This is a genomic window from Wujia chipingensis (assembly GCF_014337155.1).
In the GTDB taxonomy this organism is placed as follows: Bacteria; Bacillota; Clostridia; order Lachnospirales; family Lachnospiraceae; genus Coprococcus_C; species Coprococcus_C hominis.
Genome location: NZ_CP060632.1, coordinates 2,743,353 through 2,770,230 on the forward strand (window position 1 = coordinate 2,743,353; position 26,878 = coordinate 2,770,230).

Here is a 26,878-nt window from a genome sequence, read left to right on the forward strand (position 1 = left end):
AATCATTCTAAAATTCCCATTCAATAATACGATTGAGAAAACCTCTCTGATACAGTATAATAAAGTGTCAGGGAGGTATCTCTATGAAGGAAAAAATACTAATCATTGAAGATGATTTTACGATACAAACACAGCTTAAAACTCTTTTGTCTGGGAATGGATATGAAGTATTTGCAGTTACGGATTTTTCCAAAACAATAGAGCAGTTAAAAGAAGCTGCGCCACATCTGGTTATTCTGGATATAAAACTTCCGGGGAATAACGGTTTTGAAATATGCTCGGGGATTCGCACCTTTTCAGATATTCCGATTGTATTTGTAACAAGCAGCAATACAGATATGGACGAACTGAACAGCATTATGCTGGGTGGAGATGCGTTTATCACAAAGCCTTATAATCCCGCTATTCTTCTTGCTAAAATTGCTGCATTGTTAAAGAAAGCCTACCGTTCCCCTCAAACAGAAATTTATATGTGGAGAGAAGCTACCCTGCATTTGGAGAGTAGCATGATAGAGTACAAAGGACAGAAAGCAGAATTGACAAAGAATGAATTGAAAATCCTCTACTACCTTTTTAAGAACTCCGGAAAAATCTGTTCCAGAAATGATATTGTGGATTTTCTTTGGGACAATCAGCTTTATGTTGATGATAACGCCCTAAGTGTCAATATTACCCGTATTCGCGACAAACTGGCAGCAATCGGACTTGTAGATTTCATTAAAACAAAACACAGGCAAGGATATACATTATGAGTGGAAAACAATATTTGAAAAATCAACTCCCCGTTATTTTAATCAATCTGCTGGGTATGCTTGTCCTTGCTTTGTTCCTGATTGCAAGCGATAATCCTATCCAAACAGTCCTGTTTATTTTTGCAGTCTGGTCGATTGTCCTTGTTTTATCTTTGCTGGCATTTTATTTCTCACGAAAAAAATATCTGAATAAATTGCTCAATATGACGGAGCAATTAGAAGAACGATATTTATTGCCGGAAATCATGCAAGTGCCGGAAAGGGCTGATGAACAGGTTTTTTACCAGATTATGAAAATGGCTGAAAAATCTATGTTGGAACGGATTGGCGAAGTACAGAGGGAACGCAGGGAATATAAAGAATACATTGAACAATGGATACACGAAGTAAAAACACCAATTACAGCGATGAAGCTGCTGTGTGAGAATAACCGTTCTCCCTTTTCCAGAGAGGTATTGGCAGAGTTAGAGAATATCAACCAATATACAGAACAGGCACTTTACTATGCCCGGAGTGAACACGCTGAAAAAGACTATTCTGTCCGTGAAGTCAATTTATGCGATGTTGTGCATAGTGCAATCGCAGATAATAAGTATCTTTTGCGTCAAAGCAATATGTCAATTCAGATAGACGATATAGAAACAAAAGTTTATACCGATGAAAAATGGGTGCGGTTCATCTTAAATCAGATTATCGGTAATGCAATCAAATACCATGCAGAGCAGCCTATTTTGCACTTTGGGGCAACAAAAACGAATGACAAGATTGTGCTATCTATCAGCGATAATGGGATAGGTATTCCTAAAAGTGATTTACCCCGTATTTTTGAAAAAGGATTTACAGGTCAGAATGGGCGAACCGGGAAAAATTCTACTGGAATTGGCTTATATCTTTGCAAGCGTCTATGTGATAAACTGGGAATAGGGCTTACTGCTTATTCCGAAAACAGAGGAACAACGATTTCACTTATCTTTCAAATGAATGATTTTATTATCGGAGTGCAGGGCTGACAGGTTCTGCACTTCTTACATTTTTGTAAGAACTGTGTAAGAAAACTTGATACAAAAAATGAGATACTCCATTTACAATAAAGATATGGAACAGTTAAGGAGGTTTATCAGATGAATACGATTTTGAAACTGGAACATATCCAGAAATATTATGGCAATGAAGGGAATATTACCAAAGCCATTAAAGACATTAGCTTTTCTGTGGAAGCTGGGGAATTTCTCGGAATTATGGGTGCGTCCGGTTCTGGAAAGACAACGCTGCTCAACTGTATTTCTACGATTGATACCGTAAGTGCAGGGCATATTTTTTTAGATGGAACAGATATAACGGAAATCAAACCAAAATCCCTTGCCCGTTTTCGCAGGGAGAATTTAGGGTTTATATTTCAAGACTTCAATTTGCTGGACACATTGACGATTTCAGAAAATATTGCACTGGCATTAGCAATCAACAAAGTCCCTGCCGGGAGCGTAGAATCCCGCATTTTGGATATAGCCGGAAAGCTGAATATCAGCGATATTCTAAACAAATATCCTTATCAGGTATCCGGCGGACAAAAACAGCGTTGTGCTTGTGCAAGAGCAATTATCAACAACCCGAAGCTCTTACTGGCAGATGAGCCGACAGGGGCATTAGACAGCCATTCCTCACAAATGTTGCTGTCTACCATTCAAAGTATCAATGAACAGCTTAGGGCGACAATTCTTATGGTAACTCATGACGCTTTTACCGCCAGCTATGCCAACCGTATTCTTTTTTTGAAAGACGGAGAAATCTTTATGGAACTGCGCAAGGGCAACGACAGCAGAAGTGCTTTTTTTGATAAAATTCTGAATGTCCTTACCATGATCGGAGGGGGACAAAGCCATGTATGCTAAACTTGTTTTCAGAAATGCAAAACGGTCTGTAAAAGACTATCTGGTCTACATTGTCACAATGACAATCTGTGTTACCTTGTTTTATGCGTTCTTGTCTATTTCCAGTAGTTATTATAGCCCGGATATAGGCAGCGAGTATGATTTTACTCTGTTAAGTGACGGAATGAAAATTGCAATCTGCATGATAACATTGCTGTTGTTATTTTTGATACGGTTCGTCAATCATTATATGCTAAGACGAAAGCAAAAAGAGTTTGCTGTCCAGTCCATTATGGGAATGGAACAAAAAACTATTGGCAGGATTTTCTTTGCAGAAACACTGATTATGGGTATGTTTTCCATTTTGATTGGTATTTTTTGCGGTGTATTTTGCTCTCAATTCATTACCGCAATGCTCCTTACTGCTTATGGAGAGCCTTATGAAATCTCATGGACATTGTTCCCGGACACCGTTTTGCTGACAGTGATATTTTTTGTGGTAAGTTTTTTTGTGGTAGGAGTTTTCAATACACGCACAATCAAAAAAACAAAAATTATTGATATGCTTTCCGCAGAGAAAGAAAATGAGCCAGAATTGAAAAAGAGCCGATTCATTCCTGTCGTAGTAATTCTGTTTTTAATGTTTACTTTATGGGAATTGTTTTCAGGAATACAAAATGTCCGATTTTATTATGACTCCCGCTTTGTTTTCCCGGTGAAAATCATGTATTGGGGAAATATTTTGCTCCCTGTTGTTACATTAGGCTGGGCGGCATTATGGATGTTGAAAAAGAAAAAAATTGCTTTTCAAAAGTTGATTGATGGGCTGCTTATTTGTTCTGTATTGCACGCCTTTTTAGCAGCAAGCGTACCTGCTCTTACCAATCAATACTATTTGCCTTTACATGGTGGAATACTGAATCAATATCTGGTATTTGTATTGATTGATTTGCTCTTCTTTATTTGTGCATTGATTTATCTTGCCAGCAGCTTGATTGTAGCATGGAAAGTAAAATCGCCGGAACATAGATACAAGGGAGAAAACCTGTTCTTTTTCGGGCAAATTATATCAAAACTAAATACAACCAGCAAAACAATGACGCTGATTTGTATAACCCTTGTCCTTGCAATCTTCATGTTTATTGCCGCCCCTATTTTGACGGGCTGGGCTTCAGGTTATTTGGATATGCGCTCTATGTATGATGTGCAGGTATATTCAAGATATAATGACGTATATGAAGAAGAAAATCTGCCGCAAGACAGTTATGAAATCATTACTGAGTTTCTGACAGAACACAAAATAGATACAGTTTATGATTGCACGTTCAATCTATATCTGCCAGAGAAAGACGATTTTCACAACAGACAGAAATATGATTTTCCGATTGTAGCAATTTCTTTGAGTGATTATAACACTATACGGGAAATGCTGGGTTACGAACAGATTTCTCTGGAGGAAGATGAATTTACAACACAATGGAAAGCAATCGCCACCGAGGAAGAACGGGATAGCTTTTTGAAAGAACACACCAGCATTATGACAGACGCAGGAGAATTGACTCTTTCCGGGCAGTCCTATTATGAGGATCCGATTGGAGAAACAGCGTACAATTCCTATACAAATGTATTGTATGTACTTCCAGACAATATTTGTGAAAAGCTGTTGCCAGTAATAAAAAACCGATATATTACAACAACGGAAAATATCTCCTATGAAAATGCAAGGAAACTGGAAAAACTTTTTACAGAGAAATATCCCGAGCAGGCAGAAACCGGGGCTATTTATGGCGTGCGTTTTAGCACACTGCAAATCAATAGTTCCATAGCAAATAACTTTATTTTACAGACTGCAATGATTTATGGTGCTGTCGTACTGATGGTTATATGTCTTACCGTACTTTCTTTGCAACAACTCTTAGACGCAGGACAATATAAATATCGCTTCTCTGTACTCCGAAAATTGGGGGCGGAAGAAAAGCATATCGGAAAACTTATCTTGCAACAATTAAGTGTTTGGTTTGGGCTTCCAATTATCACAGCAATCATTGTAGCTGCTGTTGTAATAGCTTACTTTATCCAAACCATATCAGCAGAAATTTCAGCCTATATTGGGTTTAGTACATTGATGTTACAAATAGGGGCAACAATGGGGATTTTGGTAATTTTATTGATTTGTTACTTCATAAGTACATGGATTATTTTTAGGCGCTCTGTTAATCCATAGAAAATATGTAATTATTGCATTTCGCACATTCTTTAAAGAGGGATAGCACTCTTAATGAACACTATCCCTCTTTCACTTAATAAAGTTCTAATGAATCTTCTGCATCCACCCACATCTGTAAATTGCCCTCAAGATATAATCTTGCATATTCCAAAGGCTCATCCACAGCTAATGAAGTAAGTGCACATTCTGATCCATATGTGGTTTTTAAATCTTTTTCAGCTTCCCAGCAGTCAATGCGAAGCATATATCCAGCACTTGTGTAAACATCAATACTATCGTGATTTATGTTGTATTCTGCATAAATTGTTCTCATCGTATCTTATCTCCATTTTCTTTTGATAATCAGTTATAGAGTTAAATATCGAAAACATTTCAATCAGTTCACCATGTCGTTATTGTTATATGTTATACTGTGTTATGAAATTTTCTTTCCCTTAATTTTTCCCATATTAAGGTTCATGAAAGCTAATGGGAGAATGTAACACAAGGGAAAGAGTAAGGGGAAGTACACTTGCTACAAACTTAGTATTTTCAAGGGTTTGCGAAGAATTTGATAATCAAATATAACAGTTATTAAATTTCCTAAAATATGTGAAATATCAACTGAAATTTTCTCAATTCTTCATCTCTGTTTTTTCCCTTTTCCAATTAATTAATGGACCAATCGTTGAAATAACAAAAATTAATGCTGATGTTAGAGAAAAAATACCATCAGTAACCACAAATATGATAAACGTGGCTAATGGAATATAATTAAGAATACTTTTCAAAATTTTCATGTCCAATCCTCCTTTTTAAAATCTCATTAATCTTATAAAATATTTTGTTCTAAAAATTCCGATTTTCTCAATTCTCCAAACTTGAAGTTTCCATTTATTTCTTTTTGCGGTATTTGGGTTCAATACCTACTACATACGCTACCATAGCCGCAATACTAATAAGCATTGCACCCAATATAGGTATAATAATCAAACCCGAATTCTGCCCATCTAATAAAGGCAATCCAATTAACGTAAACAAAACACCATACACGCACCACAATATGCCCAAAGCACGATTATAGCCTTTCACATCTTCTATGGGCGCTACCTCAGCATTTGCCCAAAAACCGAAAGGTTTTGCTTTCTTGGAATTAAAATCATAAATGCCCATTACAATAAATAATACGCCGATTATTACCCAAATAACAAATGCTATTAATCTTCCTTCCATAATATGTATCCTTTCTTTGTAGTTCTGTAAATTCCGATTTACCAATTTCATTAAATAATAAATTTCACGAACTAACTACATTGTCAAAAAATTCATTACAAGATTCACCATTATATCTTTTTCTTCTGGTCTTGACTCTGCAATCATAAGTGTAATCGCAACCAATGCTCCATCACTGATTATCTTACTATCATCTCTATACAAGGCATTATTCCGAGCAAGGAATTCCAAAAACAAAGATGCTGCAATTCGTTTACATCCATCTGCATATGGATGATCCTTAATCATAAAATATAATAAATTAGCAGCTTTTTCCTCTAATGACGGGTATACATCTCCACCAAACACACTCTGATAAACTGCCGCCAAAATACCCTCAACTTTACCTTTTTCTTTCTCCACACCAAATACATCCGATTTAAATGAATCCTCCATGTGTGAAACCATTTTTTTACATTCCTCATATGTTATTTTATATATAGGTCTGTTTCCCACAGGTTTTTTAAGGGATTGATGATCATATTGGTCTAAAAGCATTAATGCATCTGTATACGAGGTAACAGCCTTTAAAATGTCTGATTCTTCAACCTCCAATGTGCACGCAAGCATCTTTGTTTGAATATCAACGGTTCTTTCAAGCGCTTGCAATCGTTTTTCATTAATAGCATAGCCTTGAATCACATATTGCTTTAAAACAGAATTAGCCCATCTACGAAATGCGATGCCTCGTTTTGAATTAACACGATATCCCACGGATAATATCATATCAAGATTATATATCTTGGGTTTTCTTCCTCCAGAACTTTTGTCGGAAAAACCGACAGAAGTTCCATCTAATTCTCCTGAAGAAAGAATATTGGAAATATGCTCACTCACTGTAGCATGCTTAACATCAAATAATTCTTCCATTTGTTTCTGCGTCAACCATACAGTTTCTAATTCTGGGCTTAACTCAACTTCAAGATTTATATCACCATCTGTAAATAAAACAATTTCATTTTTCAAAAAATATCACCACCTATTACACCAAATAATTAATCGCATCTTCAACAGTCATACATGTAACACACTCCTGCAAATTCTGATTTTACTCTGCATTATCGCAATAAATCTCTATTGCATTTGCTACAAAAATCGCGGTACCTTCACCTCCATAAGCATCAATATTTGTTGTAATATCCCCGCCACCTGAATACATTTTTCCTAATCCACGCAAAATCTTATTTGTACAAGTATATAAGTTCTGTGTAATATATTCCTGTATTCTTTTTACAAGGTTCTGTGCATCACCGGATGCTGGATTCATATTCTTCATCTCTCCAGCTTCTTTGAAAAGAAGCATAAATCTATCTGCCAGGATTTTATCCTCTTTCTCAGTTCGATTCTTTTGCTTTTCTTCCATCTCCCTGTATTCCGGTGTATTACCGTATAATTCCTTTGCCTGTCTGGAATACTCATCTAACTTGCTTCTATCAAAAGCCTTAAAATCCATATGTTTCACTCCTAATAATTTTATTCCAAGTGCAAAGTTCATCAAGTTCTCGATATGTTCTTTCTTAATCCGAAGCAGTTCTATTTGCTGTTCTAGAGCTTTGCTTTTATCAAAATCAGGACTATTCACAATCGCCTTAATGTCTTTAAGAGGAAACTCTAATTCTCGAAAGAGCAGGATGTGTTGAAGGCGCTCCAGATCTGCATCGGCATACAATCTGTAGCCTGCATCGGTATATCCCGTCGGATGTAAAAGACCAATCTTGTCATAATATTGTAGAGTGCGTATACTCACTCCGGCAAGCTTACTAACTTCATGCACTGTCATCATTCATATTCCTCCCTTAACTTGGTGACTTCAGCATAAACTATTACGCAACGTCGGAGTCAATACCTTTTTCAAAATTCAACTCTCCATTACTCTCAATGTTTCACAATCCCAAAATAGTGTTATACTATTCGACCAATCGGATGAATTTCAAGAATTTCTAATCTTATTAACATTCCGATTCATCAAGTGCCTTCCTAAATTTCTGTATAAAAAAGCCTTCACCGCAGACATTTCCTGATGATGTTCCTTTAGCAGATCATCTGGCGAATCATAAACTCCAAAATCCTGATTGATTCCTTCGCTCTGAATATATGTATTATTTCTGTCAAAATCAATAACCGGATGCTTAAAGTCTTTCACCGCTACACCATAACCACAAAATGCACCCGTGCAATCGCTATTTTTTATTTGCAATTTTCTCAAATATTGTACATCAAGAATAAATGCCTCTAGCTCGTACCATGTATCTTCAAAATACACTTCAACCCAGCTATGCAGCACATTTCGAGGTGCATTTTTATATACAATTCCTGTCATTGCTCCCTTTTGCAATTCTTTATCAATGGTAAATCCATGTACTCTGCATGGAATACTACAAGCTCTTAGTAGTGCCATGAACAATGTTCCCTTTGTATTGCACTGCCCATAACCATCCGCCAAAACCTTTGATGCACAAACCGTATCATCAATATTATATCCAAACAAAATTTCATCTCTTACAAACGTGTAAATTGATTTTAGTCGTTCAAATTCTTCTATGTCGTTCCAGTTTCTTTCCCGTATCAATTGCTGTATGTTTTTACTTGAATAATCCAGCATTTTTGTTTCTCTTAAATATTTTTTCATGCTATTTCTCCAAAATATTTTGAGTTGCAGATTTATATTTTCCTATCTGATCAACTGTACAATCAACCAGAAATTTAAGAAATCTTATACATATCGTTCTTGTAAAACATTATTGAATCGCTTTTTTCAGAATTTCTTAAAACGGCAAGAACATTAAACACATCCGGAAATGGCGAAACCATACCCATACATGCCATGCCAAAATTCAATCCATTAAATACTCTAAATTCAGCAGGACTAATTACAAATAATATAAATGGAACTAATCCAAGAACAAATGGCAACAGGCACATCAATATAAACCGATTTCGCTTTAATGGATATGATGCTAATGCGACAAATGTTGTCTTTCCTTTTATTCTTCCTATTGTTACATCTGCTCCCTTAGGATAAACAATTCCATGTAACCACTCATGAATTATTAACAATAAAAAACCGAAAGTAAATCCAACCAGAATAAATATTGGTGAGATTACAACTGTCTTGCATATAATCGTTTTACAAAGCATAGCAATAAAAAGAAAAACGCACAGAATTGCAGCAATCGGCACTGCTTTTTTCATCAGGTCACCAACACTCTGCGGTGTTTCTATCTTTACTGCGTCATCCGGCAAGCTTCCTGTTTGATATTTATTTATATCATTTATTGACCACACAATTTTTATCATATCTACTTCCTATTCTTTTGTATAATCTTTTGCATTTACACTGTGTACCGTATTATAAAATAATTGCTCCAATTGCTCATAGTCAGTCGTTTTGTATTCTCTAAGTTTTATCCTCATAAGCTGGAATTTTAATATTACTCGACATGATGAAAAATTTTTAATCTTTGTGCCTCATTTGCTTCAAATCCAAATTTTTCGTAAAAAGGTACCTTATCTGGAACCGCACATAACTCCACAAAAATATCAGTTCCTTTCACCCCATTGTCATTCACAAACTTTTTTAATTCATTTATTAACATTCTTCCAATGCCTTTGCCTTGATATTCCGGTCTGACAACAACATCCTTGATATAGTAATTAAGCCCCATATCACCATTCATTCTTGCCATAGCAACAATACAATCCCCATCCCATATAGATACTCTGAATAAGGTATGTTTCATCGCCAACTCTGTTTGTTCAAGAGTTGGTCCATCTCCCCATACTGTTTCCCACAATTCAATAAACTGCTCTGCTGTTAGTTCATTGTATTTGACACTTAAATCAAACATGGATAACCTCCTAACATTAAAAATCTAAATCAACAAAATTCACAAATCCAAATTTGTCTCTCGGTTAAACACACCAGCTTACTGAAATTTGGGCGCGTTTTTAACAACCAAGTATTATTATCAAATACCATTCAACTGCCCTATCAAATAGCAGTTGTTGTTTACTTTTTCTTTTTCTAAATCAGAATACCATTCTTCAATATCTTTTATGGCACTTTTCGCATTGTCCGAATACACAAGACCTAATGTCTTCATCTCATCATTCCAGAATATTACACTATTATTTTCTATCCAAATATATTTAAATTTCTCTTCTGCAACTATAATGTCTTTGCTCAAACTATTCTCTGTAATATCACTCAATTTAATGGATACTCTACTTCCATCTGAAGAAGCATAATTTTGTAATGCATATTCAGCAATTGCCTCATATGAGGATATTCTTTCCTCATAGTATTTCGTTCTATCATTTCCACACGAACAAAGCATTATGCAAAGTACACATACTAAAACAATAACCAATATCTTCTTCATTTTTTCCTCCGACAACTTCCGATTTGTTTCTTTACAGTTCCAAGGAATTCTGATTTAACAAAAAATCATACAATCCAATATGCACAATACCGTCTTCATCTATCCATGGTTTTGCATTTGACTTTGATATAATAATCTTCTTGAAAAAATCTTTTGTATTTTTCAAAGGTCTTAACTCAGTTGTCATCTTATCAGGATCACTTACGGATAATGCAGACTGAATATAATATCTTCTTGCTCCCATATTTACAACAAAATCAATCTCACACTGTTTTCTTCTTTTTTTGCCTTCAGCATTTTCAATAATTTCAACAACGCCAACATCTACAGAATACCCACGGATTATCAGTTCATTATAAATGATATTTTCCATTATGTGTGTTTCTTCCTGTTGTCTAAAATTAAGCCTGGCATTACGAAGTCCTACATCCGTGCAATAATATTTCAAAGGATACTCAAAATACTTTTTACCCTTTACATCATATCTCTTTGCCTCGCTGAACATAAACGACTCTATCAAATATTCCAAATATTTTGCGATTGTACTGGTAGACACCTTAATGTTTTTTACACTTTCCAATGTATCGGCAATCTTCTTTGCATTTGTAAGTGAACCTACCGAAGAACACAAATCATCGGTTAGTTCAGTCAAAACATCGGGAAGTTTTACAATATATCGCTCACTTATATCTTTGAAATATACTTCCGAAAACAAGTTTTTCAGATACTTAACCTTTTCCTCATCACGTTTGAATGATAAAAGCTGCGGCATTCCCCCATAAAGAGCATACAATTCATACACTTCCGATTTATCTCCACCGACAAAATCATAATATTCTTTAAATGACAACGGGAATACCCGAACTTGATCGCCTCTGCCCCTGAATGCCGTCATTACATCTTGAGAAAGTAATTTTGAATTACTTCCCGTCACATAAATATCCACATTTCGAAGATGCATCAATCCATTCAAAACATTATATAGCTTAACATCTTCCGGATTTTCAAGTTCTTTTTTTGTAATAGCATATTGCACTTCATCTATAAGAATATAGTACATTTCTTTATTTACAATTCTTGAACGGATGTATTTTGATAATTCATCCGGATTACGATACTGTTCACAAATATCATCATCAAGTGCAATGGAAATAATCTGTTCTTCCTTTACTCCACTCGATATAAGATAGTCACGAAACAAATAAAACAGTAGATAGCTTTTTCCGCACCTTCTGATTCCTGTAATAACCTTAATCAGACCATTTTCCTTTTTGTCTATCAATCTACTTAAATAGATATCTCTATTTATAATTTTTTCCACAGATTTGCCTCCTCAAATTAAAACTTACTGCACTTTTCTCGTAAATTTTAAATTTATTATACTATCCTTATTATGTACAATCAATATTGTAATTAAAACTTACTGCACTTTTTCACTAAGTTTTAATTTCCCATGTTTTCATATCAAACTCCGAAAAAATAAAGACGACCAGTCTTATCATAAGACCAATCGTCTTTAATCTCCGCATCTGGTTGTTGTGTAGCTGGTAATTCTTCAAACAACTTATTGATTAAACAATTACTATGTGCCGAAGCATTTCTTATATCACGCACAGTATTCATAAACTTATTGCTTATAATAGGTTCATTATATAATACTGAATAAAAATCGACCAGATATGCCAAATCTCCAAAAGAAATTTTTTCCTTCTTTTTTGCCTGTTTGATATTTGGGATAATTTTTTCTATACGAAGCTAATTTCATATATCGATTTATCTCTCTATACATCATAAATAATATAGCCTCTATAACATTCATAACGTTTCCTCCTAAATTCCTCCCCTAACGATTTATGCTTTTTCATTTTCCCGTGTTTCCAGCACTTCCGTTGTAATTGCATCCACATCATATTCTGGTGCATGTTTCTTCACGATATCGTACATCTGCGATCTGGTCAAGTGTTTTGTTCTTCTGCATCTTAAATTAAATGAATTGAATTTAAAAGCATGAATGTTCAAGAATAAATAATTTGACTATTCGTAGAAAAAAGCTGCTACTCACTAAAAATAACAGCCTTTCTTACTATATCAGCCTTTTGGAATTTGACCATCGACATACAGAATGTGATTAACTAACCACTCTGTGAGATATTTTAAAATTTCCATAATCTGTTCATCTTGATCTTCTACCTCATCATTGTGGTGTTCCATAAATTCATCAAGCTTATGTATAAATTCCTGATGTTGAACTTTCTGTGTAAATATCTTCTTATAATTAATAGATTCCATATACTGCTCTTCATCACTAAAGTGTTTTACTGTATAATTTCGGAGATTTTCTAATATTACATCAATCCTATCATATTTATCCGGTGTAAACTCATCATGAAGCAGTTCATATGCCTCATCTGCATATTTAAATAACTGCTTGTGTTCTTCGTCTATCATATCTATACCGATATAATATTCTGGTTTCATTTCATACATAAATTAATCCTACTTTCTGTTTTATTTGTTTTATTAACCTGTTCTATACATATATAATACTTTACTTCCATGCTTATATCTCCTTAATAGTTTTCTTCATGTACTTCAAAATAGCTTTGCGGATGATTACATACTGGACATACCTCAGGAGCCTTTGTTCCTACCACGATATGTCCGCAGTTACGGCATTCCCATACTTTGACTTCACTCTTTTCAAATACCTGTGCAGTTTCAATATTCTTAAGAAGTGCACGATATCTCTCCTCGTGATGCTTCTCAATTTCTCCTACTGCTCTGAATTTGGCTGCAAGTTCAGGGAACCCTTCTTCTTCGGCTGTTTTCGCAAAGCCTTCATACATATCTGTCCACTCATAATTCTCGCCTTCCGCAGCTGCTGCCAGATTTTCCTTTGTATCACCAATTCCTGCTAATTCCTTGAACCACATCTTTGCATGTTCTTTCTCATTATCTGCGGTCTTTAAAAATAATGCAGACATCTGCTCATAGCCTTCCTTTTTCGCTACAGATGCAAAATAGGTATACTTATTTCTTGCCTGAGATTCTCCCGCAAATGCCTCCTGTAAATTCTTCTCTGTCTGTGTTCCTGCATATTTGTTTGCTGCCATCTCTTTTACCTCCGTTTTCTTTACTACTTTTTCAAAATCTGATGCCGGGTGCTTGCACAAAGGACATATAAAGTCATCCGGTAATTCCTCGCCTACATATTCATATCCGCAAATTCTGCAACGCCATATTGTCTGACCATCCTCTGTTTTTCCAACTTCCTGTGGTTTAGGCTTAATATTATTCTGATAATAATCATATGTTACTGAAGGAACATTGCTTAAAACTTCCATATCGGTTATCTCACCGATAAACATCGTATGTGAACCCAAGTCCTCTGTTTTAGTAACTGTCACAGAAATGTATGCATTTGTACCTTCTGTAATATAATAAATACCATTTGTGCCCCTGGCACACTGCTCAAATGCTTCAAACTTATTGGTGTCTCTTCCTGATTGGAAGCCAAAATGTTTGAACAATTCAAACTCTGCATTCTGACTTAAGACTGATACAGTAAATTTTCCGGTTCTTTGAATCATATCATGCGTATAATTTGCCTTATTTACACAGATACTTAACTGGTTTGGTTCCGAAGCTGCCTGAATGGCTGTATTAATGATACATCCGTTATCTTTTTCTGCTTCTTTAGCGGTCAATATAAACAGTCCATAACTCAATTTATACATTGCTTTCCTATCCATATTTTTCCTCCTTTACCTTCTCCCTGCATTTCGGGCAAATGCCTTTAAATGAAATATCATAATCCAAAAATTCAATTCCATGAGTGTTATAAATTCATACTATTCTTAATAAGGATTGTATCTCTCTTTTATTCTATTGTCAATATAATAATAGTAATTATTACTACGTGAAACATCCGCATCCGATCAGCACGCCGACACCCACGATCACCATCAACACTGCGGTTCCATACATCAACCGGTTTGCCCGGCGGATATCCTTCGGCTCGATCTGCCTTTTCACATCGCCAATCGTTGGTTTCTCATATAGCTTTCCAAAATAATATGCATTTCCGGCAAGCTGCAATCCAAGCGCACCCGCACACGCCGATTCCGTCTGTGCGGAGTTCGGACTTGCATGGTTTCGTCGATCCCGCAAATGAATCCGTGCCGCGCCAGCCATATCCATACCCAAAATGCCTGCCGCACCAACCATCAGCCACGCGGAAAGTCGTGCCGGAATGAAATTCACGACATCGTCCACACGCGCCGCACACGTTCCAAAATACCGGTATTTGTCGTTCTTATATCCAAGCATGGAGTCCATCGTATTAATTGCTTTGTACACCCACGCACCGACCGGTCCGAACAAAAACATATAAAAAAGCGGGGCGATCACGCCGTCCGACGTATTTTCAGCGACCGTTTCCACCGCGGCCTTCGCGATGCCTTCCTCAGTGAGCGATGCTGTATCTCTGCCGACGATCATGGATACCGCCGTTCTCGCCTGTTCCACATCCCCGGCTTCGAGTGCCTTGCACACCTTCATACTCTCCCGACGAAGCGAGCAGGCTGCCAGCATCTGGTATGACATCCAGATTGCCACAACCAGATACAACGTATGATGAATCTGGTTGCACCCATATAGGATTCCTGCCGCCACAAGCAGCGACACCGTTATCACGATCACAACTGTAAATGTTCCTGCCACCTGTTTTTTGCGGATGTCTGTATCGCGCTCCTCCCGTATCCGAAACCGCTTGCGCATCCATGCCTCCACATGGTCGATCAGCCAGCCCATCCCCTGTACCGGGTGCCACAGCCAGTGTGGATCACCAAATATCAGATCGAGCACACATGCAATTATAATGATAAATATACGTTCCTGTAACACGGTCACTTTACATTTCCTTTCATCGCTGCATTGCATATTTGTATTCCGTACTGTTAGTTACCTGACATACCTCACACAACTTTGCCTTTACATAGTGCCTCCATCACATCTATTTCATAGCATCAGGCACCGTTTTTCATACCGTGCGGCAATTTCATTTTCTCATAAGATACAATCTGCATCCCATCCGCTGTCACTTCTAACCATCCTGCAATTCCCTCGCCCGGTTTCACCTGCCAGTCAAAATAATCCTTGTGTGGCTCTGACAACTGATCCATCAGTGCCATGATCGTGCCTCCGTGTGCGACGATAATGATCGTGTCTGACAGGGATGTGTGCGCCGTCTCTATTCTCAATGAAACGTCACATCGTAACCGTTTTTGCTCTTCCCTGCTTTCCACATCCACAAACACCTTCTCAAATCCCCGCATCACACGGTCTGTAAACTCCGCTTTTGTCTCACCGCCCGGAAACGCCGTCGTACCGCCGCTGTCGATGTAGCGCTGGTAATCGGGATTGCCATTTAATTCCGCATAATTCTTATATTCAAAATCGCCAAATCTGCACTCTGCAAATTCCGCGATTTCCACCTTTCCTGCATCGGGGAACAGAATATCCGCCGTCTGCTTTGCGCGCAGATACGGGCTGACGTAGACGATTTGCTCTTTACTACCGTTTTTTTGACAGTGCTGCTCACATGTGACTTTCCCCGGTACAATTTCGATTTCGTCATGTACACTATCTGCCACGGTTCTACCATTCATCGGCACCTGTTTCTGCCAGAACTCCTGCATGCCTCGCAACTCTTCCACACTCTCCGGAAGCAGTCCTTCATCCGTCGTACCGACATACCGATGTTCTTGATTTCCCTGCGTCATGCCATGACGGATTAATACAATTTTTGCTTTCATATCACTTAATCCTCGTCCCGATTCCTGCCGTCACGCGGATAACCTGCTCCGCCTGGCTTGCCAGATAGCAATTCACGCGCCCGTTCTTCTCGCGAAACTCCCGTTCAAATGCATCAATCGGCACAATGCCGCTTCCGACCTCATCGCTGACCAAGACGAGCTTGTCTGCATTTCCGGCAAGAACCGCTTTGTTCATAAGCTGCTTTGCCTCTAATTCCGGATCGCCGCCCTGCTGCATCGTCTTCCGCACATATTTATGAAAATTATTGATAATCTGATGTCCTTCTTTGAAATTTGCCTTGGCATACTCGAACTTTCCCTGATATGCACCGCCGATTATTAAGATCATAGCGTTCCCTCTTTATACTTTTTATATTTCTTTATACCTTTTTATACTTTTTCGATTATTTTATACTTCTTTATACTTTTTCTGCAAGATACATTTTCATATTGCATAAATTTTTTTATTTTTCCCAACCTTTTCCCCTTCTCGTCCGTCTATATATTGAACGGACGGATTGCAAAATTGTTCCGTATCATTTATATTCAATACATGATTATGTGCAACAGACGATTCTATCTGCGCATAACGCGTGTCTTATTAAATATTTACTTAAAGGAGAGACTATCAAAATGAAGAAAAAACTTACAAAGACACTGGCACTTGGACTGTCACTGGCAGCCGCCCTTACACTGACAACCGGTTGTGGCAAGAAAGAAGATACCACGTCGGACACTCCTGCTCCGGCAGTAACAAGCGAAAGCAGTTCCGATAATTCCGGAAGCGAAACAGCAGCCGGTACGATCGACTACGCCATCTGTCCATGGGTATTTAGCCGCGGGCTTTCAGACGCAGAGACACTGGAATTACCTGAGGGTGCCGGTCTGTACGGACTGACGTTCCCGGTTACGACGGATACGCTTTTTAGCATGCCTTACAGCGCAGCCAGCGTGCCACTTACGGATGCACTGGATGAATCTGCATATTCCGTATCATTTTATGAGGATAGTTACTCCCTTCCCCAGCTGATGATAGACGAAGACGATATGACCATTGGCGAAGCCCTTGACAAGAATCTCTGGTCACTGTTCAGTACATATTTAGATTACGATGCTTTCGGGGTTTCCGAGGATTCTTACAACGACGTCTACAACTTTTACGGCGATCCGAATCCTGCATATATCTATATGGATATGCTGACAACCATGTTTGGTACCCCGAATTATATCTGTTTCGGCAACGACTATGATGCAGAAAAGTCAGCCGAAGAAAATACCCAGTACTTCGTTGACACGTTCCTGCATCCGGAAAAATCGGATGACCAGTTCTCATCATATCTAATGTACATTGGCTGGCAATTTGAAGATTTTGGAATTGCGGTAAACTTCTTTGACACTTTTCGTTACAGTGAGACAAGCGGATATTACGTATATCCGGAGAATGAAGTTGGATTTACATACGTTCCAATCCAGAAAGGAACCCTGGAAGACTATTTCTTAGACACCTTTGATGGTCGCTATGGAACAAACATCGTGAAAGAACTGATGGCAGAGAAAACGGCTTTGTTCGGCGATGTCGAATATTTAACCGCAGACGAGAAGATCGTGGAGCTCGTTAATTCTGCCAAAGGAAATGCATCGGCAACCGACGCTGAAACAACGAACAAATAACCGCATTGGTGTCATCGTCGTTCAATCACATGCACCAAAACGACGGTTCCAATTAACATCCAGAGTTCGCACATCTGCAGGAAATATCCAGCCAGATCGCCGGTGATCCCGCCAAAGGTGCGATACGACATGAAACGATAATAGAAAAACATCAGTATGGCGATGCCTGCGACCACAAGTGCTGCAACCGGCTGTATCACACAGCCTGCGGCAATGCAGGCAATAAGCCATACGAACATGATCACCTTCGAGCGATTATTTACAAGGCGTGCGGTATCTGCCAGCATGCCTTCTTTTTTTGCTTTCTGAAATGTAAGTACCGAAAGTCCGGACAAAGCACGTTCCAGCACAAATCCTGCCGCGAACACGCCCATCAACCGCATTGCGTGTGCCGGCGCACCAGACTGTGTCCCGGATTGTATCTCTCTGTTCAGCGCATGCACAACTTCTGCCATGCATCCAAAATAAATCAGGAAATACAGACAGCCGCGGATAATTGCAAACGCCCCGGTATGTGGGTCTTTCAGAATCTGCAGCTTCTCCTCCTTGGACTTATAAGAAGATTTCGCATCCACGGTATCTAGGAATCCATCCATGTGGATGCCGCCTGTGATCAGGATCGGGAATATCGTAAGAAGCGCCGCTGTGAAGACTTCCGACCACTGCAAGAGAAAACCAAAGAGATACCAGATCGCGAACTCACCCGCGCCAATCACAGCCCCAACCAACGGGAACGCGCACATGCTGTACTGCAAGGCTTTCGGATCCCATTTGAAATGCGGCATTGGTATCTTGGAATATGTCGAAAATGCGATTAAGATTGCTTTCATCATGGTTGCTTATCTCCTCTGATCAATTTACTCGAACTTTTTGTTCTTATTTCTCCTACTTGCTATTGTTCCTACATGGGGATTTTTTGATAATTCTAAACTTTTTACCCAATTTTGACTTACCCATTTCTCTGAAATTGGGGATGTTTTTCATATTCCAATTTTCTCCCCAATGATTTCTCATTTTTCTGCATTATGATTGGGGAATTTTCTTCCATTCACAATTTCTACCCAATTCCTACTCTTAACCTTACTTCCCCATTGGGTGATTTTTCTTGACTATGACCGGAATCCCACAGACAACCTCCGTCACGGTTGCTGCCTCCCGTGCGAGTGCACAGTTAATCTCTGCCAGATTCTTCACATACTCCCGCGTGCTTTCATCGTAGGTCAGACTTCCGCCATCGGAGAACACATCATTTGTGACAATCACCAGTTCCTGCACACGCGTAGATAAATCAATGAGCGCCTGTACGATTTTCTTGCTCACCGGTGACAGTGTCTCTGACATACCGGAATCTGCTTTACTATCGGTTCCGGCAGTTTCTGTATCCACCTCTGCCGTTGCTCCTGCTTTACCGGCCATTCCTACCGTTTCTGTATCCACCTCTGCTTTACCGGCTATTCCTACCGCTTCTGCATCCGGCTCCAGATACATCTCATTTGCAAGCAGGTTCGACATACATTCAAGCAGCAGCACATCCTGCCGCTTCGCCACAATATGTTCCACATGCCGGTAACATTCGACCGTATCAAACCCCTTGTCGGCACGCATCGCGCGGTGGCGTTCAATCCGCTGCATCGTCTCCGGATCAATCTCCGTCGTATTCCATTTATACGGATACATCGTCGCAATGTAGAGCAGCCGTCCTTCGCCCTGCAAGGACATGGCGAAGCTTTCTGCATACGATGATTTCCCGCTGGCACTTCCGCCATACACAATATGTAACATCGTCTATTTACCTTTCTTTAGAAGCCCATATCCGCAAGGTCACTGCTTGTAGTCGTCCGATCCGGATCATAGGCTAAACTAATGTGCGAAACTGTCAGGCTTTCATCAACCTGAACCTGCAGGTCATATGTAGCAAAATTAATAATGTATTGGATCGTATTTCCTGTCTTCAAATATTCCTCCGGCGTCTTATATTTCTCCAGTTCCTGCAATCCGGTAAACGGTTCTTCGTGAAACGTGATCACGCCAAGGTTACTGTCACATGTGTAATATTTCCGGTTATTTTTCTCCTCCAGTTCTCCATATTTCTTGATCTCATCTATATGAAGATACTCGTATACCTGCTCCAGCGAATCCCCGATCTGAATCGGTCCCTTATAATATGTATCATACTCCGGCTGCGATTTATCTATGCTCATGTGGATTCTTCTGTCATTTTCGCTCTCTTTCGAGACAATATACACGGAAGCTCTGTAGTTTCTATCCCCGTCAATCTCATACGGACACATCAGAACCTGCGCCTTCATATTATCAGCATAGTACACAAAATAATCCCTTGTATCATTCACACTGTTTGCCATGCCAATATTGTTCTCCATCATAATCGCACTCATTCTGTCACCCTCGGACAGCGTATGCTTCATAAATGTAAACTCATCAAATCCAAACGTAAATTCAATCGAATGCGGTCCCGTATCCTTCGAATTCCAATTTTGTCTTACAAATACAACGCCGAGTACGCCAGCCACAATCAGTACTACACCCGCTATAATTATCCATATCTTTCTATGTTTCATGCGTTCCCCCCTATTCTTCCGGCTTTCCATCCCGGCTGTATGCTTCGATTGACAGATCATCAAACGTTCCCATGTTTTTATAGATGGATAATGTCATATCCAAAAGCGGAAATAACATCATTGCGCCGCTGCCTTCGCCCAGACACAGCTTGCCATGAATCACTGCCGGAAGTCCGAGTGCGTTCAGTGCCAGCCTTCCACTCGCTTCCTCCGACGCATGCGATGCCAGAAGATAATCCACAACTTCCGGTTCCATCCGCATCGCAACGAGCGCCGCCACACAGGTGATCGCACCATCCAGCACGACCGGAATCTGATATTGTCTGGCACCTAAGAATACGCCCACCATCCCGGCGATCTCCAGCCCGCCAAGCTCAGCGAGTAGCTGCTTCGCATCGGTCGTTCCCTGCACACGCGCAAGTGCCTGCGTGATCACCTGCACCTTTCTTGCAAGTCCGGCATTATTGAGTCCGGCGCCGCGCCCGGTCACCGTATCCGCTGGCAGATCAAGCAGTGCCGCAAGCAGGGCAGAGGTCGGAGTTGTATTTCCGATTCCCATCTCACCAACCGCTAATATCTCATAGCCTTTTTCTTTACATTCCCGTACAAGCTCTTTTCCTGCTTCAATTGCGCGGTCGCAGATTTCCATCGACATCGCAGGTTCCTTCGCAAGATTCCCGGTTCCAGCCTGTACCTTCCGGTTTATCATATGTCCCATACCGAATGTCGCATCCGGATATGCTTCTCCCCGCATACCGATATCGACGGCATACACATCCACGCCTGCCATCTGCGCCATATAATTGACACCGGAACAGCCGTGTGCAATATTCTCCGCTACGACCTTTGTCACGCTGGCATCGGTCTGCGTCACGCCCTCTGCCACAACGCCGTGATCTGCGCACAGCGTCAGCAGTGCCCGCCGCTTATAATCACCGGGATTCACTGTCCCGGCGATCGCACAAAGTCTGGCAACCATATCCTCGAACACGCCGAGACTGTCGATTGGCTTCGCGATCGCATCCCATTTTCCCTTTGCCTGTGTATAGATTTTCTGCTGTGTCTCGTTCATAATTTCTTACTTCTCCATATCCCGCAGTTCATACAACAGCGCATTGCAGATTGCCGCGGCAATATTGCTACCGCCCTTCCTGCCTCGTGCCACAATATACGGCACAGGTGTCCGCATGATGAGTTCTTTCGCTTCCACCACATTCACGAAGCCAACCGGCACACCAATAATGCCGCATGGATGCAGCTTTCCTTCGTCGATCAGCTCATACAGACGCACCAGCGCGGTCGGTGCATTTCCAATCGCGAAAATAAGCGGCTTGTCTAACATGCACGCCTTCTCCATACTTGCTACTGCCCGCGTGGAACCTTGTTTCTTCGCAATCTCTGCCACGTCGTCATCGCTCATAAAGCAGTAGACCTCACCACCGTATTTCGCAAGTTCTTTCTTGTTAATGCCGGATTTCGCCATCTGCGTATCCGTGACAATACAGGCTCCATTTTTAATCGCCGTATGGAACTGTTCCACTGCCAGCTCAGAAAATGTCAGATTCTTCAAATAATCAAAATCCGCCGACGTATGGATTGCCCGCTTGATAATCGGTGCCTGAAGCGGATCTAATTCAACATTTCCTAGCTCCTCTGTGATAATCTCGAAGCTTCGTTTTTCAATTTCCTGTGGCAGCACCTGCTGTAACTGTATCTCTTCTAACATAATACCCTCTTACTCTTCTCTTCCCTCATTACTAACCAAAAACTATATTATCTATTTTCATCTATTTTCATTCTCTGTACTATTTAAAAATAGATGATAGAAAAAATTCTCCGCACCCGCGTAATACAGGTGTGGGAATCCGGCGAACGTTCCTTTCTTCTTCACCATACACGGATAGGTCTTCTGCTTGGAAAGGGGCTTCCACGCCAAACAGGCATCGCCACAATCCGTGCTATCCCAGTAGTGAAACTCATGTCCGCGCAAAACCGTATTCACGGCAAATGCATCCGCTTCCTGCGGTGCCAGCTCCACATACCCAAATCGCTGTAGCCGCTCTGTCCGGAATCCTGCACCATCCAAGAAACCGACCATCTCATATACATTTCCCTCTGCATCGGCAAGTGATTTGCCAAGATATAAGAAACCGCCACATTCTGCATGGCACGGCATGCCTGCTTCCAATGCCTGCCAGACAGACGCACGCATCGACTGATTCTCGTACAACTGCTTTGCATAAAGCTCTGGGTAACCGCCGCCAAAGATCAGTGCGTCCACCTCCGACACATGCGCATCTGTCAGCGGAGAAAAGTACACAAGTGTCGCTCCCATATCCTCTAACATGCGCAGATTCTCCCGATAATAAAAGGAAAATGCCGCATCTCTTGCCACGCCAATGCGATAACCGGCTGGGAACTTGCTTTTTTCTGTCTCACCTGTCGCCTTCTGTATCTGCAACATCTCTGCTTGTGCCGCGATCTCCAGAATCCCGTCAATATCAATCGTTTTTCTGGCAGCTTCCGCAACTGTTTCCACCCAGTCTCTCTGCTTCAGCATTTCATCCGGTTGCAGCAGTCCAAGGTGTCTGGATGGTACCGCAAATGATGCATCTTCCGGCAGATATCCAAGCACTGGAATCCCACATTCCGTCTCGATCACATGCTTGATCCGGCTGTAAAACATCGGTGATACACGGTTTAATATCACCCCTACAATCCGGCTGTCCTTCTTATATTCCATAATTCCGCGGATGATCGCCGCAAGCGTGACACTCGCGCCCTTCGCATCCACGATTAGAACGACCGGTGTCTTCGTAACCTTGCTTAATTCATAAGAGCTTGCCATCGTCGTTGTTCCACCAACACCGTCGTAATATCCCATGACGCCTTCCATCACGATCAATTCTGCATCCTTCGTGTCTCGCGCCAGGATGCGTCCAATCGCATCAGCATCCGCAAAGAAGGTATCCAGATTTCCAGTGTCGATTCCGAGCACCGTCCGGTGAAACATCGGATCGATATAATCCGGACCGCATTTATACGCCTGTACCTTTATATTCTGTTTTTTTAATGCTGCCAGCACACCACACGTCACGGTTGTTTTTCCGCTGCCACTCCGTGTCGCTGCGAACATCACGCGTGGGGTATTTACCTGGATATTATTCTTGTGTTGCATTGTTTCTCCCCGACTGTAACTGTACATGTTATACCATTGATTCTTACCAGCTGTTCCTGTCCATTTTCCATACTATTGTTTCTTCTCGGCTGTTTCTGTGCATTTTCTATACTATTGTTTCTTCCGGTCGCTCCTGTGCATTTTCTATACTATTGTTTCTTCCGGTCGCTCCTGTACATTTTCTATCCCATCGTCACGATCCACACCGGATTTTGTGCTTGCATCATATGATACGGGCCAGCTTCGCGGCTGCGCGTCACCGCCATCTGTACCATATTAAAATCCACGTTATGCCGCTTCGCTATGTCTGCCAATGTAAGCATTTCTGCCTGCGTCTCCAATGTGACCGCAGTCAGAACAATGCGTGCGTTCGGATTTTTCGCATAGATCTGATCCATGATCTTGAACAGATTTCCGCCATTTCCTCCGATAAATACATGCGTCGGTGCAGGAAGCGTTGGAATCACTTCCGATGCTTCGCCCGCAAGGATCTCCATATTTCCCACATGAAACTTCTCTCGGTTCGCATGCAACAATTCCACAGCTTCTGGCTTTTTCTCAATCGCATATACCGTTCCCTGCTCTGTCAGGAGTGACAACTCAATGGATACTGAACCCGTTCCCGCTCCTACATCGTAAATGACTGGTGCAGGATTGCTTGTCATGCATTGCCCGCTGTTCTGATCATATTTCACCAGTCCTGTGTCTTCCTGAATTCCAAGCTTTGCGATTACAACCATCCGCACTTCTTCCTTCGTCATCGGCACCTTACCCCGGATAAACATTTCATCTTTGATTCCCGGAGCTAAACGCCTTGGCTGCGGATGATCATTTATAAATATCGCAACCGCCAGCTTATCAAATGTTTCCTCACATAGATTTTTGGCATACTTCTTTGTAATTTTCTCATCAGGATATGACAACCGCTCTCCAACGACTACCGCGATTTCTCCCAATCCCACTTCAGTAAGCCGCTTACAGACCTCTGCCACCTGATTTTCACCGCCAAGCAATGTACCAACCTTCGCATGATGCAGCACCTTCGCTGGAATATTTGCAGAGACGCCATGATTGCTGATAAGCTCTGCATCCTCCCATGCCCAGCCAATTTTGTCAAACAAATACTGAACAGACGAGAGTCCCGGAATATAACAAAGCTCATAAATTGTTTTATCTGCCTGTATCTGTTCGGTTGTTCCTGTCGTGTCATCCACCATATTGCAGACTTTCCCCACAGCCTTCCGCAACATCATGGAAAGCTTCTTCGCGCCAGAATAAAAGCCAATATCCCCGGAGAACACTACCGCAATCGTCTCTCCGACATGATTTTGAATCAGTTCTGCAATTTCTTCTGCCTTATACGCATTATAAAATGTCTGCTCCGCGTCGCGTCCATCTTCTTCACAGAGACTCTTCCAGATCGCAAGCATGCGGGAAGCACCGATACATACGGTCGCCTGCGATAATGCCTGTACCGCTTCCCGCGTCAGGCAATCCGAATTTCCCGGTCCCATACCGATCAAATATACGATTGTGTGTTCATTATTCCCCATTCTTTTGATTCTCCTTTCTGCCCCTTATCATATCAAACAAATATTTTTCTGCCTGTGCAAGTGACATCACCGGTTCTACCTGCTCCTTCGGACGCCCGATCACAACCAGATGCACTCCCGTGGCAAGCGCAGCCTCACATTTTTCATCGTAGCCGCCGTTCTTCCCACTTGCCTTTGTCACAAGGAAATCAGCATTTGCATAGCGCAAAGTTGCCAGATTCATCTCCAGATCAAAAGGGCCCTGCATGCAGATCAGATGCTTGCCGGTAAATCCCAGTTCCGTACATGCCTCTACCACAGACTGCGTTGGAAGCACACGCGCCGTACAGCGCGATTCATAGTCCGGGATCTGCGTATACAAATGTAATTCTTTGCTGCCTGTCGTAATCAGAATGTTTCCGGTCGCGCCTTTCAGATAATCAACCGCCGCCTGTGTATCCTCAACATAGACACTGTCCGATGCTTCACAGGTATGCATCTCTCGCCGCACGCGAATATACGGAACTTCCACCGCCTTACACGCCTGATAGATATTCTGTGTCACGATCACCGCATACGGATGTGTCGCATCCACACAGAGGTCCGCCTGTACTGCCTGCAGGAATTCCTGCATATCTGCCTGCTCCAGCCGACCCACATGCACCTTGAGCGCGGCATCCTCCGGCAGTACCTGTGCACCATACTCCGATGCCACGCAAACATGGACTTCGATAGTCTGCATTTTCTGCTTCTTGTTTAATTGTATCAGATACTCGGCAAGCTGTCGCCCCTCCGTTGTACCGCCAAATATGACTACTTTCATGCGTTATCTCTTCTATATCCGCGCGGTGTCACCATCGCGTCACCAACTTTTCGTGTCTGGGAATTTCCGATAAATACTGTCGTGAACATATCCACCTGCGTCTCCAGTAACTCATCCAATGTCAGAATTCGTTTTTCTTCGCCATCGCGCCCGATATTCCGCGTGATTCCACAGATTGTATCTCCAGATTTTTTCTGTAACAGAATCTGACACGCTTTCTGCAGATAATCATGTCGTTTGTGACTGGACGGATTGTACAGACAGATTGCGAAATCACCCTCAGCGGCTGCCGCAAGACGCCGCTCTATCAGCTCCCACGGTGTCAGCAAATCACTCAGACTGATCACTGTAAAATCATGCCCAAGTGGCGCGCCAAGCAATGCCGCACCGGATAATGCTGCCGTCACGCCCGGAATCACATGTACATCCACCTCCGGAAATTCTGTTGCCAGCTCCAATGTGATTCCTGCCATGCCATATACGCCAGCGTCACCACTACAGACAAGCGCTGTCTTCTTTCCGCCTGCCGCAGTTTCCAGTGCCAACCGACATCGTTCTACCTCCTGCCTCATACCATTCACCAGATATTCCTTATCCGGGTAATACGGTTTCAGCAAATCAATGTACACCTTATATCCCGCAATCACTTCGCAGGCTTCCACGACGTCGATTGCTTCCTGCGTCATCTTCTGTCTCGCGCCGGGGCCAAGCCCGACAATATACAATTCCTTCTTACTATCTGCGCTCATATTTCTCTCCGTTATTGCTCTATATTTCTATGTTATAGCTTCTGGTTTGG

30 protein-coding genes and 2 pseudogenes are annotated in these 26,878 nt (G+C 41.2%); 5 read left to right on the forward strand and 27 right to left on the reverse strand.

The window, feature by feature from the left end; translation table 11 throughout:
- Positions 1-83: 83 nt before the first annotated feature.
- The 4 genes from H9Q76_RS12815 to H9Q76_RS12830 all read left to right on the forward strand — a co-directional run bounded on the left by H9Q76_RS12815 (position 84) and on the right by H9Q76_RS12830 (position 4,844).
- Complete coding sequence (locus H9Q76_RS12815) at positions 84-752, forward strand: response regulator transcription factor (protein WP_006858428.1); 669 nt, start codon at positions 84-86, stop codon at positions 750-752.
- A complete protein-coding gene (locus H9Q76_RS12820) occupies positions 749-1,762 on the forward strand; it encodes a sensor histidine kinase (RefSeq protein ID WP_006858429.1) in 1,014 nt (337 codons plus the stop codon). Before H9Q76_RS12815 ends, H9Q76_RS12820 begins: the two co-directional genes overlap by 4 nt.
- Positions 1,763-1,873: 111 nt before the next feature.
- The gene (locus H9Q76_RS12825) at positions 1,874-2,641 is read left to right on the forward strand and encodes an ABC transporter ATP-binding protein (protein ID WP_006858430.1); all 768 of its coding nucleotides are present in this window, start codon (positions 1,874-1,876) and stop codon (positions 2,639-2,641) included.
- Positions 2,631-4,844, forward strand: a complete 2,214-nt coding sequence (locus H9Q76_RS12830) for an FtsX-like permease family protein (RefSeq protein WP_006858431.1) — start codon at positions 2,631-2,633, stop codon at positions 4,842-4,844. The genes H9Q76_RS12825 and H9Q76_RS12830 overlap by 11 nt, the downstream gene beginning before the upstream one ends.
- A gap of 76 nt (positions 4,845-4,920) precedes the next feature.
- Here the strand turns inward: H9Q76_RS12830 and H9Q76_RS12835 are convergent, their stop codons facing one another.
- The 18 genes and pseudogenes from H9Q76_RS12835 to H9Q76_RS12920 all read right to left on the reverse strand — a co-directional run bounded on the left by H9Q76_RS12835 (position 4,921) and on the right by H9Q76_RS12920 (position 16,645).
- Positions 4,921-5,160, reverse strand: coding sequence for a DUF6061 family protein (locus tag H9Q76_RS12835; RefSeq protein ID WP_006858432.1), 240 nt, complete (start codon positions 5,158-5,160; stop codon positions 4,921-4,923).
- Between the two features lie 301 nt (positions 5,161-5,461).
- Positions 5,462-5,626, reverse strand: a complete 165-nt coding sequence (locus H9Q76_RS12840) for a hypothetical protein (protein ID WP_178089311.1) — start codon at positions 5,624-5,626, stop codon at positions 5,462-5,464.
- Between the two features lie 94 nt (positions 5,627-5,720).
- Positions 5,721-6,059, reverse strand: a complete 339-nt coding sequence (locus H9Q76_RS12845) for a hypothetical protein (RefSeq protein WP_117684373.1) — start codon at positions 6,057-6,059, stop codon at positions 5,721-5,723.
- Between the two features lie 75 nt (positions 6,060-6,134).
- Complete coding sequence (gene rhuM, locus H9Q76_RS12850; RefSeq protein ID WP_118671619.1) at positions 6,135-7,064, reverse strand: RhuM family protein; 930 nt, start codon at positions 7,062-7,064, stop codon at positions 6,135-6,137.
- Positions 7,065-7,146: 82 nt separating this feature from the next.
- Positions 7,147-7,878 (reverse strand): MerR family transcriptional regulator, encoded by a 732-nt coding sequence (locus tag H9Q76_RS12855; protein WP_330594667.1) that lies wholly within the window; start codon positions 7,876-7,878, stop codon positions 7,147-7,149.
- Between the two features lie 150 nt (positions 7,879-8,028).
- On the reverse strand, positions 8,029-8,727 hold the full coding sequence (locus H9Q76_RS12860) for a transglutaminase-like domain-containing protein (RefSeq protein ID WP_249321275.1): 699 nt from the start codon (positions 8,725-8,727) through the stop codon (positions 8,029-8,031).
- Between the two features lie 74 nt (positions 8,728-8,801).
- On the reverse strand, positions 8,802-9,395 hold the full coding sequence (locus H9Q76_RS12865) for a DUF3267 domain-containing protein (protein WP_021984419.1): 594 nt from the start codon (positions 9,393-9,395) through the stop codon (positions 8,802-8,804).
- Between the two features lie 134 nt (positions 9,396-9,529).
- Positions 9,530-9,946 carry a GNAT family N-acetyltransferase gene (locus tag H9Q76_RS12870; protein ID WP_118671615.1) on the reverse strand — a complete coding sequence of 139 codons (417 nt, stop codon included), beginning with the start codon at positions 9,944-9,946 and terminating at the stop codon, positions 9,530-9,532.
- A 120-nt stretch (positions 9,947-10,066) separates the two neighbouring features.
- Positions 10,067-10,480 (reverse strand): hypothetical protein, encoded by a 414-nt coding sequence (locus H9Q76_RS12875; RefSeq protein ID WP_249321276.1) that lies wholly within the window; start codon positions 10,478-10,480, stop codon positions 10,067-10,069.
- 31 nt (positions 10,481-10,511) lie between these two features.
- A complete protein-coding gene (locus H9Q76_RS12880) occupies positions 10,512-11,801 on the reverse strand; it encodes an ATP-binding protein (protein WP_249321277.1) in 1,290 nt (429 codons plus the stop codon).
- A gap of 327 nt (positions 11,802-12,128) precedes the next feature.
- Complete coding sequence (locus H9Q76_RS12885; protein ID WP_181985651.1) at positions 12,129-12,299, reverse strand: hypothetical protein; 171 nt, start codon at positions 12,297-12,299, stop codon at positions 12,129-12,131.
- 269 nt (positions 12,300-12,568) lie between these two features.
- A complete protein-coding gene (locus H9Q76_RS12890; RefSeq protein ID WP_117780362.1) occupies positions 12,569-12,967 on the reverse strand; it encodes a bacteriohemerythrin in 399 nt (132 codons plus the stop codon).
- Positions 12,968-13,050: 83 nt separating this feature from the next.
- A complete protein-coding gene (rbr, locus tag H9Q76_RS13930) occupies positions 13,051-13,593 on the reverse strand; it encodes a rubrerythrin (RefSeq protein WP_117947600.1) in 543 nt (180 codons plus the stop codon).
- 18 nt (positions 13,594-13,611) lie between these two features.
- Positions 13,612-14,232, reverse strand: a pseudogene (locus H9Q76_RS13935) (flavin reductase); the annotation flags it as partial.
- A pseudogene (locus H9Q76_RS13940) lies at positions 14,225-14,326 on the reverse strand (Fur family transcriptional regulator); the annotation flags it as partial. The pseudogenes H9Q76_RS13935 and H9Q76_RS13940, both read right to left, overlap by 8 nt.
- Before the next feature lie 69 nt (positions 14,327-14,395).
- Positions 14,396-15,385: an adenosylcobinamide-phosphate synthase CbiB gene (cbiB, locus tag H9Q76_RS12910; RefSeq protein ID WP_249321278.1), complete on the reverse strand. Its 990-nt coding sequence runs from the start codon at positions 15,383-15,385 to the stop codon at positions 14,396-14,398.
- 122 nt (positions 15,386-15,507) lie between these two features.
- The gene (locus tag H9Q76_RS12915) at positions 15,508-16,296 is read right to left on the reverse strand and encodes a histidine phosphatase family protein (protein WP_249321279.1); all 789 of its coding nucleotides are present in this window, start codon (positions 16,294-16,296) and stop codon (positions 15,508-15,510) included.
- Position 16,297: 1 nt separating this feature from the next.
- Positions 16,298-16,645, reverse strand: a complete 348-nt coding sequence (locus tag H9Q76_RS12920) for a bifunctional adenosylcobinamide kinase/adenosylcobinamide-phosphate guanylyltransferase (protein WP_117780365.1) — start codon at positions 16,643-16,645, stop codon at positions 16,298-16,300.
- 284 nt (positions 16,646-16,929) lie between these two features.
- On the opposite strand from H9Q76_RS12920, the gene H9Q76_RS12925 reads away from it, so the two are divergent.
- The gene (locus H9Q76_RS12925) at positions 16,930-17,967 is read left to right on the forward strand and encodes a hypothetical protein (RefSeq protein WP_196020846.1); all 1,038 of its coding nucleotides are present in this window, start codon (positions 16,930-16,932) and stop codon (positions 17,965-17,967) included.
- Between the two features lie 11 nt (positions 17,968-17,978).
- Here H9Q76_RS12925 and H9Q76_RS12930 read toward each other — a convergent pair whose 3' ends face one another.
- The 9 genes from H9Q76_RS12930 to cobJ form a co-directional block, all read right to left on the reverse strand.
- Positions 17,979-18,800 carry an adenosylcobinamide-GDP ribazoletransferase gene (locus H9Q76_RS12930; protein ID WP_249321280.1) on the reverse strand — a complete coding sequence of 274 codons (822 nt, stop codon included), beginning with the start codon at positions 18,798-18,800 and terminating at the stop codon, positions 17,979-17,981.
- Positions 18,801-19,047: 247 nt separating this feature from the next.
- Positions 19,048-19,749, reverse strand: a complete 702-nt coding sequence (locus tag H9Q76_RS12935; protein ID WP_249321281.1) for a bifunctional adenosylcobinamide kinase/adenosylcobinamide-phosphate guanylyltransferase — start codon at positions 19,747-19,749, stop codon at positions 19,048-19,050.
- 17 nt (positions 19,750-19,766) lie between these two features.
- Positions 19,767-20,546 (reverse strand): hypothetical protein, encoded by a 780-nt coding sequence (locus tag H9Q76_RS12940; RefSeq protein WP_021984589.1) that lies wholly within the window; start codon positions 20,544-20,546, stop codon positions 19,767-19,769.
- A gap of 10 nt (positions 20,547-20,556) precedes the next feature.
- Positions 20,557-21,618: a nicotinate-nucleotide--dimethylbenzimidazole phosphoribosyltransferase gene (gene cobT / locus H9Q76_RS12945; protein WP_249321282.1), complete on the reverse strand. Its 1,062-nt coding sequence runs from the start codon at positions 21,616-21,618 to the stop codon at positions 20,557-20,559.
- A gap of 6 nt (positions 21,619-21,624) precedes the next feature.
- Positions 21,625-22,272, reverse strand: coding sequence for a precorrin-8X methylmutase (locus tag H9Q76_RS12950; RefSeq protein ID WP_021984587.1), 648 nt, complete (start codon positions 22,270-22,272; stop codon positions 21,625-21,627).
- 57 nt (positions 22,273-22,329) lie between these two features.
- Positions 22,330-23,724: a cobyrinate a,c-diamide synthase gene (locus H9Q76_RS12955; RefSeq protein WP_021984586.1), complete on the reverse strand. Its 1,395-nt coding sequence runs from the start codon at positions 23,722-23,724 to the stop codon at positions 22,330-22,332.
- A 182-nt stretch (positions 23,725-23,906) separates the two neighbouring features.
- A complete protein-coding gene (gene cbiT, locus H9Q76_RS12960) occupies positions 23,907-25,277 on the reverse strand; it encodes a precorrin-6Y C5,15-methyltransferase (decarboxylating) subunit CbiT (protein WP_117780372.1) in 1,371 nt (456 codons plus the stop codon).
- Positions 25,267-26,079, reverse strand: a complete 813-nt coding sequence (gene cobK / locus H9Q76_RS12965; RefSeq protein WP_249321283.1) for a precorrin-6A reductase — start codon at positions 26,077-26,079, stop codon at positions 25,267-25,269. Before cobK ends, cbiT begins: the two co-directional genes overlap by 11 nt.
- On the reverse strand, positions 26,076-26,828 hold the full coding sequence (gene cobJ, locus H9Q76_RS12970) for a precorrin-3B C(17)-methyltransferase (protein ID WP_021984583.1): 753 nt from the start codon (positions 26,826-26,828) through the stop codon (positions 26,076-26,078). The genes cobK and cobJ overlap by 4 nt, the downstream gene beginning before the upstream one ends.
- Positions 26,829-26,878: the final 50 nt, after the last annotated feature.